The organism is Brooklawnia sp., assembly GCF_032229645.1.
Classification (GTDB): Bacteria; Actinomycetota; Actinomycetes; order Propionibacteriales; family Propionibacteriaceae; genus Brooklawnia.
This window is the reverse complement of record NZ_JAVTWX010000049.1, coordinates 1-12534: the sequence shown is the minus strand read 5'-3', so window position 1 is coordinate 12534 and position 12534 is coordinate 1. Positions and strand designations below refer to the sequence as shown.

At 65.6% G+C, this 12534-nt stretch carries 17 protein-coding genes and 1 pseudogene; 13 read left to right on the top strand and 5 right to left on the bottom strand.

Annotated features, from left to right (window positions below; all coding sequences use genetic code 11):
* Window positions 1-205: 205 nt before the first annotated feature.
* Window positions 206-352 (bottom strand): hypothetical protein, encoded by a 147-nt coding sequence (locus AAFP05_RS03510; RefSeq protein ID WP_341728471.1) that lies wholly within the window; start codon window positions 350-352, stop codon window positions 206-208.
* 503 nt (window positions 353-855) lie between these two features.
* Here AAFP05_RS03510 and AAFP05_RS03505 point away from each other — a divergent pair.
* Window positions 856-1482, top strand: coding sequence for a TetR/AcrR family transcriptional regulator (locus AAFP05_RS03505; RefSeq protein WP_341728470.1), 627 nt, complete (start codon window positions 856-858; stop codon window positions 1480-1482).
* Between the two features lie 43 nt (window positions 1483-1525).
* Entirely contained in the window at window positions 1526-2095 is a 570-nt protein-coding gene (locus AAFP05_RS03500) for a dihydrofolate reductase family protein (RefSeq protein WP_341728469.1), read from the top strand.
* Between the two features lie 22 nt (window positions 2096-2117).
* On the opposite strand, the gene AAFP05_RS03495 is transcribed toward AAFP05_RS03500, so the two are convergent.
* Window positions 2118-2708 (bottom strand): dihydrofolate reductase family protein, encoded by a 591-nt coding sequence (locus AAFP05_RS03495; protein WP_076689089.1) that lies wholly within the window; start codon window positions 2706-2708, stop codon window positions 2118-2120.
* Between the two features lie 88 nt (window positions 2709-2796).
* On the opposite strand from AAFP05_RS03495, the gene AAFP05_RS03490 reads away from it, so the two are divergent.
* The gene (locus AAFP05_RS03490; protein WP_341728468.1) at window positions 2797-3672 is read left to right on the top strand and encodes a helix-turn-helix domain-containing protein; all 876 of its coding nucleotides are present in this window, start codon (window positions 2797-2799) and stop codon (window positions 3670-3672) included.
* A 2-nt stretch (window positions 3673-3674) separates the two neighbouring features.
* Here AAFP05_RS03490 and AAFP05_RS03485 read toward each other — a convergent pair whose 3' ends face one another.
* Window positions 3675-3920, bottom strand: a complete 246-nt coding sequence (locus AAFP05_RS03485; protein WP_341728472.1) for a CGNR zinc finger domain-containing protein — start codon at window positions 3918-3920, stop codon at window positions 3675-3677.
* On the opposite strand from AAFP05_RS03485, the gene AAFP05_RS03480 reads away from it, so the two are divergent.
* The 10 genes and pseudogenes from AAFP05_RS03480 to AAFP05_RS03435 all read left to right on the top strand — a co-directional run.
* Window positions 3888-4397 (top strand): hypothetical protein, encoded by a 510-nt coding sequence (locus tag AAFP05_RS03480; RefSeq protein ID WP_341728473.1) that lies wholly within the window; start codon window positions 3888-3890, stop codon window positions 4395-4397. The genes AAFP05_RS03485 and AAFP05_RS03480 overlap by 33 nt on opposite strands.
* A gap of 190 nt (window positions 4398-4587) precedes the next feature.
* Window positions 4588-5061 (top strand): hypothetical protein, encoded by a 474-nt coding sequence (locus AAFP05_RS03475; protein ID WP_341728467.1) that lies wholly within the window; start codon window positions 4588-4590, stop codon window positions 5059-5061.
* Window positions 5054-5731: a hypothetical protein gene (locus AAFP05_RS03470; protein ID WP_341728466.1), complete on the top strand. Its 678-nt coding sequence runs from the start codon at window positions 5054-5056 to the stop codon at window positions 5729-5731. Before AAFP05_RS03475 ends, AAFP05_RS03470 begins: the two co-directional genes overlap by 8 nt.
* Window positions 5728-6528: an ABC transporter ATP-binding protein gene (locus tag AAFP05_RS03465; RefSeq protein WP_341728465.1), complete on the top strand. Its 801-nt coding sequence runs from the start codon at window positions 5728-5730 to the stop codon at window positions 6526-6528. Before AAFP05_RS03470 ends, AAFP05_RS03465 begins: the two co-directional genes overlap by 4 nt.
* A complete protein-coding gene (locus tag AAFP05_RS03460; RefSeq protein WP_341728464.1) occupies window positions 6525-7280 on the top strand; it encodes an ABC transporter permease in 756 nt (251 codons plus the stop codon). The genes AAFP05_RS03465 and AAFP05_RS03460 overlap by 4 nt, the downstream gene beginning before the upstream one ends.
* A gap of 71 nt (window positions 7281-7351) precedes the next feature.
* A complete protein-coding gene (locus AAFP05_RS03455; protein WP_341728463.1) occupies window positions 7352-8497 on the top strand; it encodes a histidine kinase in 1146 nt (381 codons plus the stop codon).
* Entirely contained in the window at window positions 8494-9108 is a 615-nt protein-coding gene (locus AAFP05_RS03450; protein ID WP_341728462.1) for a response regulator transcription factor, read from the top strand. The genes AAFP05_RS03455 and AAFP05_RS03450 overlap by 4 nt, the downstream gene beginning before the upstream one ends.
* A 74-nt stretch (window positions 9109-9182) precedes the next feature.
* On the top strand, window positions 9183-9791 hold the full coding sequence (locus tag AAFP05_RS03445; protein WP_341728461.1) for a hypothetical protein: 609 nt from the start codon (window positions 9183-9185) through the stop codon (window positions 9789-9791).
* A 15-nt stretch (window positions 9792-9806) separates the two neighbouring features.
* Window positions 9807-10556, top strand: coding sequence for a class I SAM-dependent methyltransferase (locus tag AAFP05_RS03440; RefSeq protein WP_341728460.1), 750 nt, complete (start codon window positions 9807-9809; stop codon window positions 10554-10556).
* Window positions 10553-10930, top strand: a pseudogene (locus AAFP05_RS03435) (NUDIX domain-containing protein); the annotation flags it as partial. The gene AAFP05_RS03440 and the pseudogene AAFP05_RS03435, both read left to right, overlap by 4 nt.
* A 225-nt stretch (window positions 10931-11155) precedes the next feature.
* On the opposite strand, the gene AAFP05_RS03430 reads toward AAFP05_RS03435, so the two are convergent.
* Together AAFP05_RS03430 and AAFP05_RS03425 are read right to left on the bottom strand one after the other, a co-directional pair.
* Window positions 11156-12022, bottom strand: coding sequence for a serine hydrolase domain-containing protein (locus AAFP05_RS03430; protein WP_341728459.1), 867 nt, complete (start codon window positions 12020-12022; stop codon window positions 11156-11158).
* Between the two features lie 213 nt (window positions 12023-12235).
* On the bottom strand, window positions 12236-12534 hold a 299-nt coding region (locus AAFP05_RS03425), incomplete at its 5' end, for a zinc-binding dehydrogenase (RefSeq protein ID WP_341728458.1).

The window sequence follows — 12534 nt, the reverse complement described above, 5'->3', positions numbered from 1 at the left end:
CCGACCACAACATCCGCCATCCGCAATAGGCGCGACCGGGTGATCGATAGGCTCGGTACGGGCGAGGATAGGCGTGATTCGGGAGCCGATGCACGTTGCGCGCGTCGGTACCGCCAGTTCCGCCAGTGAACTCACCCGGATGTGGCCAGGGTCGGATAGCGCCGCACGTGAGGGACTTCTGCGGCTGACCGGTCTGAGCTGATCATCAGCGGTTGACGTTTCGGAGGGTTTCGTACTGGAGGGCGATCTCCCGAGCAGCCCGATACTCCGGTATCTGCTCGATCTGGTCGGAGTACTCGGCGCTCGTTCGTCTGCCCCCGGATGTATAGAGCGCGCTGATGAACTGACTCACAAGCCCTCCGCTTCGCCGGTGTGGCGCCTGCGAACAGGTGACTCGCTGGGCGCGCTGATCCAAGGACACCCGTTTCGGCTCTTCGTCGCCGCTCATGAGTCTGTTCCTTTCGCGTCGTTACGTTGACGCCCCTGTCGTGGTATTGACGCTGCCCGCAGCGCACTCGCCAGCGAGCAACACGGGGCTGACACCAGATGTGAGACGCTCGACCGCCCGCACCACAACTCGGACATCTGTGATTGAGTTATCTCGAACTATAACTCGTATATTGGAGTACGGGTAGTGCAGCGTCCCACTAGATTTGAACCAAGATCATCAAGTGACCTAGGAGCTCGCAGCTCGGGCCGGACAGATCAACGGGGTCACCGCGCGCCACGGTCCAGCTTGGGCGCCGAGCGCGCCAAACCTGTTGAGACAGATCTCGGTCAGATGTATGTGGCCCGGGCCCCGTGTTACGCTAGCCCGTACAGTCCTATACGAGTTATCGAAGGGGTGGGATCGGCGTGAGCAGCAGTCCGAGGGACGACGCACCAGACCAAGCCAGGATCGCCAACCAACGCGCAGACGCGCAGCGGAACCGCGCCTCAATTCTCGTCGCCGCACCCAGGGTGCTGCGACGAAACCCCGCAGCTTCCGTGGCTGAGATCGCAGCTGAAGCCGGCCTCGGACGGATGACCGTCTACGGGCATTTCAAGACCCGTGCCGAACTCATCGATGCCGCCGTGACCGAGAGCCTGGGACGCGGTGAGGACATCCTGGCCCAGGTGCCGCTGGACGGACCACCCGCCGAAGCGTTCGGCAGACTCATCGAGTCAAGCTGGACGCTTCTTAACGAGGCCCGTGGCCTGCTGGCCGCAGCACAGGAAGAGCTGCCGTCCGAGCGCGTGCGGGAGCTGCACGCGAAGGCGGAAGCACGAGTGCGCGGCATCCTTGAGCGAGGGCAGCAAGAAGGAGCGTTCCGCACTGATCTCCCCATGCATTGGCTGCTGACGACGACGCATGTGGTGATGAATGCTGCCGCTGACGAGGTGGTTGCCGGCCTCGTGACCAGTGAGGACGCCGCGCGCCTCATCATCGCCGTCCTCCAACCAGCGATCGCGGCCGCTCCGGGCCGTGAGCAGCAGTGCTGACGCCGGCAGAACCTCGACCAGGATGACTGACCTGGAGTCACCGATGAGACCCCTTCGCTATTCGATCAATGTCACGCTTGACGGCTGCTGCCACCACGAGGCCGGGCTCCCGCCAGACGAGGAGTCGATGCGCTACTGGACCGCCGGGCTGGCACGAGCCGACGCTCTGCTGTTCGGCCGGGTGACCTACCAGTTGATGGAATCGGCGTGGCGGAAGCCGGCCAGCGGCACCTGGCCTGATTGGATGGATGATTGGCAGATCCTGTTCGCCGAGACCATCGATCAAGCGAAGAAGTACGTCGTGTCCAGCACCTTGACCAGGGTCGATTGGAATGCCGAGCTGATCCGGGGAGACTTGGGGCAAGCGATCCAGCAGCTCAAGCAGGAGCCCGGCGATGGCCTGTGGGTGGGTGGCGTGACGCTCCCGCGCACGCTGGCCGACCTCGGGCTGATTGACGAGTACGAGTTCCTCGTGCAGCCGGTCATTGCCGGCCACGGTCCGACCTTGTTCGCCGGTCTGCGGGAGCGGATCGAACTCGACTTGGCGGGTCGCCAGCAACTCGTTTCGGGTGCGGTCGTCCTGCGCTACCGATCACCGCGCGTCCTAGCCTGAGCCCATGGCCGTCCTGCTGCCGTTACTGGCTCAACCCAATGTCGTAGGAGAGGGCGACACTCCCCATGGACGTCGTCGAGCAGTTGGTGAGGGTCAGCGAGCATGGCAGGTCGAGGGCTCCGAAGAGCCGCTTGCCGGAGCCCAGGAGCAGTGGATGGATGAACAGCCGCAGCGAATCCAGCAGGCCCTCATTCAGCAGGGATCGGACCAGAACGCCACTGCCGAGGATGGCGATATCTCCGTCACCGGTCAGCTTCAGGGTGCGCACAGCCTGAAGAACATCACCCTCCAGCGCAGAGGTCTGCTGCCAATCGAAGGCAGACACTGTGGTGGTCGCGACATACTTGGGAGTCGAGTTCAGGTGCGCGGCCATCGGGTTGTCGTCGGGCACATACGGCCAGTAGGCGGACATCTTCTCGTAGGTCTTCCTGCCGAAGAGATAGGCGGTCGTTCCGTCCAGCCCTCCCGAACTGGTCGACGAGTGGATGCCCGCGGCGTACGGCGCGCCCCAGCCGCCGTGCTCAAATCCACCCTCGCGGTCCTCGTCCGGCGAGCCCAGACCTTGCATGACTCCATCGACCGAGAGAAACTCGATCGCGATCAACTTGCGCATGATGCACTCCTTTCTCAGTCCAGGATCCCCTGGGTGAGACGGCTGCGTCTTGAAGATTTCTGACCGGATGTGGCCCATCGGCGACCACATGAGCACGTCAACGGAATCCTCAGGTCCAGTCCTGACCCGACATCGGGTCCGTCCTGAGTTCGCCGGGCTGGTGGCAGGTATCGTCGGCTTCCAGGAATGGACGAATCGCCCGGTGATCCGTCGTCAGGTGGCCGGGAGCCTGATACCGCTGGTGCTGTCGTCCGGCCCCACCCTCGACGTGGTCGGCCTTTCCCACGGACGCGGTATCGGTCGCCACGAGTCGTTCATCGCGGGGCTCATGCCTGGCTACGCCACCACCCGCTTTGACCGGGTGCAGGAGTGCGTCCAGATCTATCTCACGCCGTTGGGCGTCGTCTGCCTGCTGGGTGTGCCCGGTCGCGAGCTGGCCGAAGCCGTGGTCGGGGTTGCCGACGCGGCCCCCGCTTTCGACGACAGCTTCCAGGACCGGCTTTGGGCCACGCCGACCTGGCCTGGACGATTCGACCTGATCGATCGCAAGCTGCTCGCCCTGCTGGCCCGCGGCCCTCGCCTGGAACCGTTCGTCAGCTGGATGTGGCAGCAGATTGAAGCAACCGGGGGCCGGGCCCGGATCGGCGAGCTGATCGGCCAGACCGGGTGGAGTGAGCGCCACGCCATCTCCCGTTTCACCGAGCAGATCGGCCTGGGTCCCAAAACGGCTGCCCGCGTTGTACGTTTCGAGCGCGCCCACGAGGCGCTCCGCCATGACTCCAGCGCGAATGTCGCCGCGCGATTCGGCTTCTCAGACCAGAGCCACCTGATCCGCGAGGTTCGCCGGTTTGCCGGAGCGCCACCCACCACACTGATCCGAACCAACCCGTCGACCGCGCATAGCGCCATAGGGCGGGCCCCGAGTCCCGAATCGTCAGGCCATTCGGCGCGTCACGAGCGGTAGGGTCAGCCGCCCGGTTGGGGCGAAGATTGTCGCGCGTGGTGACGACGCGCCTTCGTTCTGTTCCCGCAGGTTTGCATTGAGCACCACCGACGGCTCTGATTGCGACTGCTGTCGACGAACAGCCACCCGCAGCTGGGGCACTCCCGAACGCGGTCGAGGTGAGGACTGGTCAGGAGCTCGATCGCTGAGGAGGTGAGGCGCGCGATGCGGTCAGCATGGCTCGCAGCGTCGGGCCAGCACCTTCTCACCAGCCCGTCATTCACGGCGTACCCGAACTCTGCCAGCCACCCACGCTGCTGTTCGCCGACCTCGTCGGCACTGTGCTTCTGGTATTGCCAGCCGCGATGGGAGGACCGCTGTGGACGGTCGTGGCCGGTATCGTCGCCGCCGGCGCAGGGGCGAGCCTGTGGAGTGTGCTTGTGGCGGTTTTGCGGCAGGAACGAACCCCGCCGGCGCTGCTGGGTCGGGTGTACTCGGCGTCACGTGTTCTCAGCTGGGGCGCACTGCCGCTCGGATCTGCCCTGGCAGCCTTCCTGGCGCACTGGCTTGACGTGGGGCAAATCCTGGGTGCCGCAGCCGTCCTCGCGATCATGACGGCGGCCTGGTTCCCGCTCCTCCGCATCAACCGGCACATTGCAGCGGAGGACACTCAGGTTTCCCTGAAGGAGCTGGGTCGACCACTGCCCGACTTCAGCAACTCTCCAGATCCCGACGCTCAAGTATGATCTAGTACATACATATACGAGTTATGGCACTCGAGCCTTGTCGGTGAAATAGCAGGCGTTGCGCGCTCAGGGCATCAACGAACGGAGGGCGAGAGATGACGCAACTAAAGACAAGAAGTCCCCTGGCTGACTTGAGGGCTGCCGTCACCCCAGGGTTGACAGTCGAAGCCTGGGATGCGACGCTATCAACATGGATCGTAACCCCAGGGGTGACAAATTGCAGCCCGGCCCGGCGGATTCCGCGGCGGACCAGTGGATACGCGTCCTGGCGCATCGCCAGAAGGACGCTCCCGCAACGGTCGCGTCAGTGATCGAGCGGTTCGATGCTGCCGGAGTCACACCGAACCAGGTTGCGTCCCACCTCGAAGACGGCGGGGACCGGCTCTATGCCGCTGCCAGTTCGGGGGGTGCAGACTGGGCCGTCGAGTTCGGCGGGGAGCGAGCCGTCGCTCTGCTGGCCGCTGAGGTCAGCACGTTGATGTCGCACCTGGTTGCCCGGGCCGCGAGCGTCCGTTCGGTGTGCATCGGGGCGCTGCTGGACGAGTACAGCGCAGTGACCGTCGCCAGCGCGATCGGCGTGGCCCGCCAGAAGGTCTACGAACTCGCCCGGCCGAGCGTGGATCCCGATTACCTCACGACGACACCTTGGAGAAACCATGAATGACCTGCATGAGGCAGTGACCCTGCCCGACCCTGCCGTGAAACGGCTGCTACACCCCGCTGACCTGCCCCAGGCACGTCCGCTGTACCTGCGCGGCTGGTGGTTCGGGCGGCTCTGCTCCCTGCCAATCGTCGTTGCGCTCGGCACAGTGGTGTGGACGCTCACCGGCAACCTGTTCGCAGCGCTGGCAGCGCCGATCGGCACCTTCGCGGTCGGTTTCGCGGCGAGCCGCTGGCACCAGGCTCGCGCCTGGGACTTCATCCCCAGGAAACGACAAGACCCCACCGACGCCGGCCCGTGGCAGCTGATCGCAGCCGCTCTGGACGCCGTCGCGCTGCTCCTCGCGGTGGGTGCAGCCACTCTACCGATCACCACCGCGCCGATCCCGCCAGGAATCGTCGCCTACGCCGTTGGCTCCGGGCTCGGGATCGCGGTGCTGCAGATCGCGGAGATCGTCCTGGCGGCCCGCAATCGACAGAACAGTTCGATTGCGTCCCAAGTGATCCTGCTGGCCGCGGTGATCACCGCGGCCGTGCTGGTAGCCGTGCTCGGCGGCGTCGCCTGGGGCCCGGGTGCGTACGCATTGGCTGCGGCTGGCCTTGTGACGGTGCTGCTCGCTTACGCGCTGTGGTCGCTCTTCACCCAGCGCAGCAGGCAGGACAAAGAGCGATGAACACCGGCACGCAGAGCCTCGCGGCGGAACCACCAGGCCAGCCCTCGGTCGCCGTGGCCGTCCGCGAGCTGCGCAAGACGTTTCCGGGGGTTGTGGCTGTCGATGAGGTCAGCTTCTCTGTCCGGGTCGGGGAGGTGTTCTGCCTACTCGGCCCCAACGGTGCCGGCAAGACCACCACGGTGGAATGCCTCGCCGGAGCGCTCACCCCCGACGCGGGCCGGATCGAGGTGCTTGGCCTCGACCCGGCGAAGGACCGCGCTCAGGTGCGTGAGCTCGTGGGGTATCAGATGCAGGCGTCGGTCCTTCCCGCCACGTTACGGGTGGAAGAAGCGGCAGAGCTGTTCGCCTCGTTCTATCCAGCGCCGATCGCGATTGAGGAGCTGCTGCAAACGGTCGGGCTCAAGGATCAGCGGAAGCGGGCCTTCGGCAAGCTCTCCGGCGGCGAGAAGCAGCGGCTCTCCATCGCCCTCGCGCTGGTCGGCTCACCGCGCATCGTCGTGCTGGACGAACTCACCACCGGCCTCGACACGCAGGGACGACGCAGCGTCTGGCACCTCATCGAGCAGATCAAAGCTCGTGGGGTCACCATCATCTTGGTCTCCCACTACCTCGACGAGGTGCAACGACTGGCCGACCGGCTCGCCATCATCGCCGCTGGGCGAACCCAGTTCGTCGGAACGCCGGCGGAACTCCGAGCCGCCGCCGCGGTCAGGTCGCACGCCACGCAGACCCTTGAGGATGCCTACCTCACCTTCCTCGACACAATCGACCCGAGCAGCGCCGGGAGAGCAGCATGAGCGCTCTCACAACGTTGACCGTGACCGAGGCGCGGCTGTTCCTGCGAAATCCGACCAGCGTGTTCATGGCGCTGCTGCTGCCCTCGTTGCTTCTGCTGCTCCAAGGGTTCGCCATCCCGGGCACGATGGACCCCATCAGGAGTGACAACCCCGCCCTGGTGGGGTTGCGGGTGATCGACTTCTTCGTCCCGATCTCGATCACCGTCGCACTGTTGAGCGTCGCCGTCACCAACTATCCATCCGCTATCGCGGCGTACCGCGATAGCGGCGTGCTCCGGCGCCTCGATGTCACGCCAGTGGGCGCGCACCGGGTGCTGTTCGCGCAGTGGTTGGTCAGCGCTGCCACGTTCGTCGCGGCAATCCTCATGACCGCTCTGCTCGCTCGGGCCGCTTTCGGCGCCTCCGCCCCACGAAGCGTTGCCCTGGTCGCCGCGGTCATCGGCATCGGGACCCTCGCCATGATGGCCGTGGGATCGCTGATCGCGGCGACCGCCGGGAATGCCCAGGTCGCGTACGGGGTCGGGATGCTGGTCTTCATGGCTTGTTTGTTCACCGCAGGTATGTGGACGCCCGGACCCATGATGACCCCGGCGATGCAGTTGATCACCGGCTTCACCCCGCTCGGCGCGATGAGCCAGGCGCTGACCTCTGCCTGGTACCAGGGAACCGCCGACATCGTCGCGTTCATCGTCATGTCCGTCTGGGCAGTGCTCTGCGGGCTCATCTCGGTGAGAGCATTCCGATGGCGGTAGGCCCGGCCAGCAGTCGAGATCTCAGTGAGTTCGCGGGTTTCGGTGGCCCGCTCACAGGACTTAGTCACCGAGTGGTCGGCTCTCCCCAGGACGTGGCGTTGGAGTCCAGCCTGCTCCAACGGCCCCGGCTGAGTCCTCGTCTGATCGTGTTGGGCGTGCTGATGGCCTGCTTCGCCTGGGCGGTGATCATCCCGTGGTCGTTAACCGCGCCACCGACCGCGCTGCTCCGCACCCTTTATGTGGTCGGTCTCACTGGGTTCGGGGCTACGCTGCTCTGGGTGCTGTGGTCTTCGGTGAGCCCCGACCTCACCAGCGGCGCCAAGTGGTTCCGGGCCGCACTGCTCGTGACGGTTTCAATGGCGCTGTGGGCGCCAGCGCATCTATGGGCGGGGCCCGGTCACCAGCCCTGGGCGTGGCTGGCCGGTTTCGCGATCGCCGCGTGCGCCCTGCTCGGTTGGCACATGGCTGTAGCCGCCGCAGGGACGCTCGCGGCCGCGACCCTGGTTGGTGGCCAGGTTATTCACGCGTCGCTTGCGGTGGGCGTGCTGATCACGCTCACGACGGCCGCCGCGGTCTGGGTGATGTGCCAAGGGCTGGTCTGGATGCTCCGGCTGTTGTGGGAGGCGCAGGCCGGCCGGGAGGCGCAGGCGAACCTCGTGATCGCTCAGGAACGATTGCGAGTCAGTCGCGAGCTTCACGATGTACTCGGGCATCGTCTCAGCATTATCGCCTTGAAAGCAGAACTCGCAGAGAATGACGAGATCCGCACGCTTGCCACCGAAACGCTTCGGGACGCGCGCCGGGCCGTGTACGACCAGTTGACCACCGACCTTCCCAGCCAGCTTCACACCGCTGAACTCGTGCTCTCCTCCGCAGGGATCAGAGTGTCCATCGACGCACCTCAGGACGTGATCAATCGGGCATCCCAGGCCTGTTCCGAGCTCATGGCCACGGTGGCCCGGGAAGCCGTAACCAACCTGCTCCGTCACAGTGCGGCTACCCAGGTCGCGATCTCACTCACTACCGAAGAACCTCACCTGAGGCTGACTATCGCCAACGACGGCGTGTCCAGGCGCCGGGAGTCGTCGGACGGCACCGGGCTGGCGAGCCTCGCTGCACGCTGCGCGACGCAGGGCGCGAGCCTGACCATTATCCAGAACGAGTCCTGGTTCGAACTCTGCCTCCGGTGCTCGGCTGATTCGGCGGGTTTCCGATGACGACGCCGATCGGGGTTCTGCTGGCCGAGGACGACGAGCTGATCCGGGTGGCCCTGGTGAGTCTCCTGGAACGCGAGCCGGACATTGCAGTAGTCGGCACCGTTCCAGACGGCAGACAAGCGGTCGAGCAGGCGCTACGTCATCGACCAGCGGTCGCGGTCGTCGACCTGGAAATGCCCAAGCTCGACGGAATCAGCGTGATCAAGGAGCTGCGCAGCACCCTGCCCGAGTGCGCCGGCGTGATCCTCACCGGCCACGGCCGCCCGTATCTGTTGCGCCAAGCGCTGCTGTCTGGCGCCCAAGGATTCCTCGCCAAGGGCGCGCCCGGCACGGCTCTGGCGGACGTGATTCGCCGCGTCCACGAAGGACAACGCTACGTGGACCCCGTTCTCGCCGCAGACGCCCTCACGATCCAGTCGAGCCCGCTCACCCCCCGCGAGACCGAGGTGCTGGTAGCGGCGCACGCGGATCGTCCGGTGCGCGATATAGCGCGCGAGTTGTTTCTCTCACCGGGCACGGTGCGCAACTACCTCGCGTCCATTGCCCAGAAACTCCACGCCGAGTCGAGAGCAGAAGCCCATCGAATCGCTCGCGAGAATGGCTGGGTTTGACCGTGCGTGCCACCCAGGATCTTCGTGACAGATCCACGGGATCACCAGGCGCCAGTCGCACCCAGACTGAGGCTATGAACAACACCACTCACCTCGACAGTCACTTCCATCAGCCCGCAGCCGGCCGGGTTGCGCGGGGAATCCGGCACGTGATCTCCCGTTGGCCGTCCGCGCTCGGCCTCCTGGCACTGCTCGCTAACCTGGCCAGTGGAGCCGACCCCCACGTCACCGCCATGATCATCATCATTGCGGCCACCTGTTACCTCGGGGCGGCCGTCCTCGGCTCTCAGCGAAGCGTATGGGTGATGGTGATCGTCGCCAGCGCCGCGGTCGTCCTCGCCAAACTCACCGGTCTGGATTCCACCGCCACGCTGATCGTGATGGGCATCGGCCTGGCAGTCTTCGGGCTCATCCGCGCCACAGGAACCCACCGCTACACCATCGGTGTACAGACCCTGGGCTTCCTCGGCTACACCGCCATCGGACTGGCGGCGATGATGTCCGGCCCCACCTGGACCATCTACCTCGCCGCGATCGCCGCGCTCGGCCACACCGCCTGGGACATCGCGCACTTCGCCCGGAACAAGGTGGTGAGCCGGTCCCTCGCCGAAGCCTGCTTCGTCCTCGATCTCGGGCTCGCCGTTGCACTCCTGGTGTCCGCCTGGACCGCGCTGCCCCACTGACCCGAAGCTGAACCAATGAACAATCTCGATCCGATGCACTTCAACGCGGTGGCGGCCAACTACGGCTCCGCCCGACCGCACTACCCAGCCGCGCTGTGGCGGGATGCCGCCGCGACCGGCCTGGTCGAACCCGGCCGACGCGCGCTTGACCTCGGAGCCGGCAGCGGAGAGGCGACCGGCGAGCTCCTCGCCCGCGGGATGGACGTGGTCGCAGTCGAGCCAGGCGAGAGCTTAGCGGCAATCCTTCAACAACGATTCCCGGCGGCCACTGTGGTCCGCTCGCGCGCCGAAGACATCCGGCCGGACACTGCGGCCTTCGACCTCGCCATCGCAGCCACCTCAATCCACTGGATGGACCTCGACGTCGTGCTGCCGCTCGTTCACAAAGCGCTCACTGCCGAAGCCAGGCTCCTGGTCTGGCGCAATGTCTTCGGTGACCCTGACGCGGAAGTGACCCCATTCCGCCACGAAATCCAGCGCATCGTCAATCGCCGAGGCACCACCCGAGAAGGCAACCCGGAGGACCTCGAACACACCGCGGCGAAGATCGCCAGAACGCAGCTCTTCACCGTCGAGCAGATGCACCGCTACCGGTGGTCGATCGAGCTGACCGCCGACCAGATTCACGCCCTGTTTGCGACCTTCAGCGACTGGTCGGAATCCGAGGTGAGACAAGCAGCATCCATCGCCGAAACACTCGGTGGCACCGTGACGGAACACTACAGCTCCTGGCTGATCAATGCTCGCCCCAGCCCAAACGAATGAGAGAACACATGCACTTCACGGAGTACGACACGCGCCTGGCAGCATACGTGCTGCTCACGGATGAGCGGCGGGTCCTGCTCACATGGTTCCGGGGGGACGAACTCAACCCGCCCTGCTGGACCCTGCCCGGCGGGGGCATCGAGTTCGACGAATCGTTACGCGATGCCGCCATTCGAGAGACCTACGAGGAGACCGGCTACCACGTCTCGGTGCAGCGGATACTGGCCGACTCCTACGAAACTGCGCCCGCCACATCCGACAGCAGGCCATTTCGATCCCAACGATTCCTCTACGCCGGCACCATCACCGGCGGCATGCTTGGCACCACCGAGACCGACGGTTCCACGGAGTTCGCACGCTGGATGCCGATCTCCGAGCTCCATGAGCTGGAGTCACGCGGAACTATCGTCGACATGGCCATCGACGTGCTCCTGACGGGAGAGTCCTCAGCGAGCGAGGCGGCATCAGATGCGCAAGAGCGGGACCATCCGCTGAAGTACGCGGTAGTCGAACGAGAACGCCGCTACGTCCTTCGGTCACTTCCCGACGGGGTGACCAGCACCAGGGACATCATCGATCGATACGTCATCGGGACACGTCTACGTCTCCGCGAAGTGCATGATGCGGATGGGACGGTCACCCACAAGTTGAGCCACAAAATCCGGTTGGGCCCAGGCCCTCACGAGGTCGCGTGTACCAATCTGTACCTCAACGATGAGGAGTGGAACCTGCTCAATTCGCTGCCTGCGCACACCCTCCGCAAGCGACGCCACATCGCACGACAAGGTGGAACGACAGTCGCAATCGACCAGCATGAGGACGGCAGCCTCGTCGCTGAGATTGACGACGTGGGGCAGACGCCCGCCGACATTCCAGACTGGCTGGATACGCTGCAGGACGTAACCAACGACGAGGCCTGGACCGGAGCAGGACTCGCACTGGCAAGAGGCACCGCACGGCCCGCAGCACGATGAGCGCGGCGGACGGTCCGCCCACGATGACCACATGAAGGGCAGCAGCGCGGCGTAGTCCCGGACCGTGTAGTTCGGGATGGCCGCCCAGATCTTCTCCATCCCCTCCTCGTCGTAGTCGGGCAGGTCCTCGTCCTCCTCGAAGTAGTCGGCGATGCCCGAGCTGTGCGAGAGCAGGTGGTGGACGAGGACGTCGTCGCTCAGTGTCGAGGGCCGCCTCTGCGGCGGCAGGAGGTCGACCACCCGGTCCTGCACGCTCAGTTCCCCACGTCCGGCCGCCTCGAGGATGCCGACCGCGGTGAACATCTTGCTCAGGGACGCGGTCGCGAACCGCGTCCCGGAACGAACCGGGATGCGATCCGCCCGATTCGCGTAGCCGTGACAGGACTCGTGGATCACCTCGTCCCCGCGCGTCGCACGGAGTATCCCGGAGAAGCCCTCCGCCTCGAGGGCGGTCGCGGCGTCACGAACGGGTGCGAAGGCGTCGGCGTTCATGATGACGATTGTCCTCGTTGCCCGATCCACGCGCCACTGTCCTTCGACACAGCGCTGGACGACGCCTTCCGCCCGACTGCGGCCGGTGTAGGCCGTTCACAGGCTGGTGCGAAGTCGTTCACGACGGCTCGTCTTGGCGTTCACGGATCGTCGTTAGCGTCTCGATCGGCCACCGCCCCCCACAATCGCTTTGGTGGGGCGGCGGTGCGCTCGTCACACGGTGATCACGACCTTCCCTCGGGTGTGGCCGGCCGCGATGTAGCGGAGGGCGTCGGCTGCTTCGTCGAGGGGGTAGGTGCGGTCGATGACGGACGTGATCTGCCCGGTCGCGAGCAGATCGGCCAGGGCGAGCAGGTCCTGGCGCTTCTCGATCGACGCGAAGGGCCTCAGTTGCTGACGGGTGAACCCGGACAGCACGCGCGCTTTGAGGATTCGCCCCAATGGGCCGAACCAGCGACCGCCGCGTCCGCTGTTGGGGATCAGGGTGCCGGTGGGCGTCAGCGCTCGGCGGA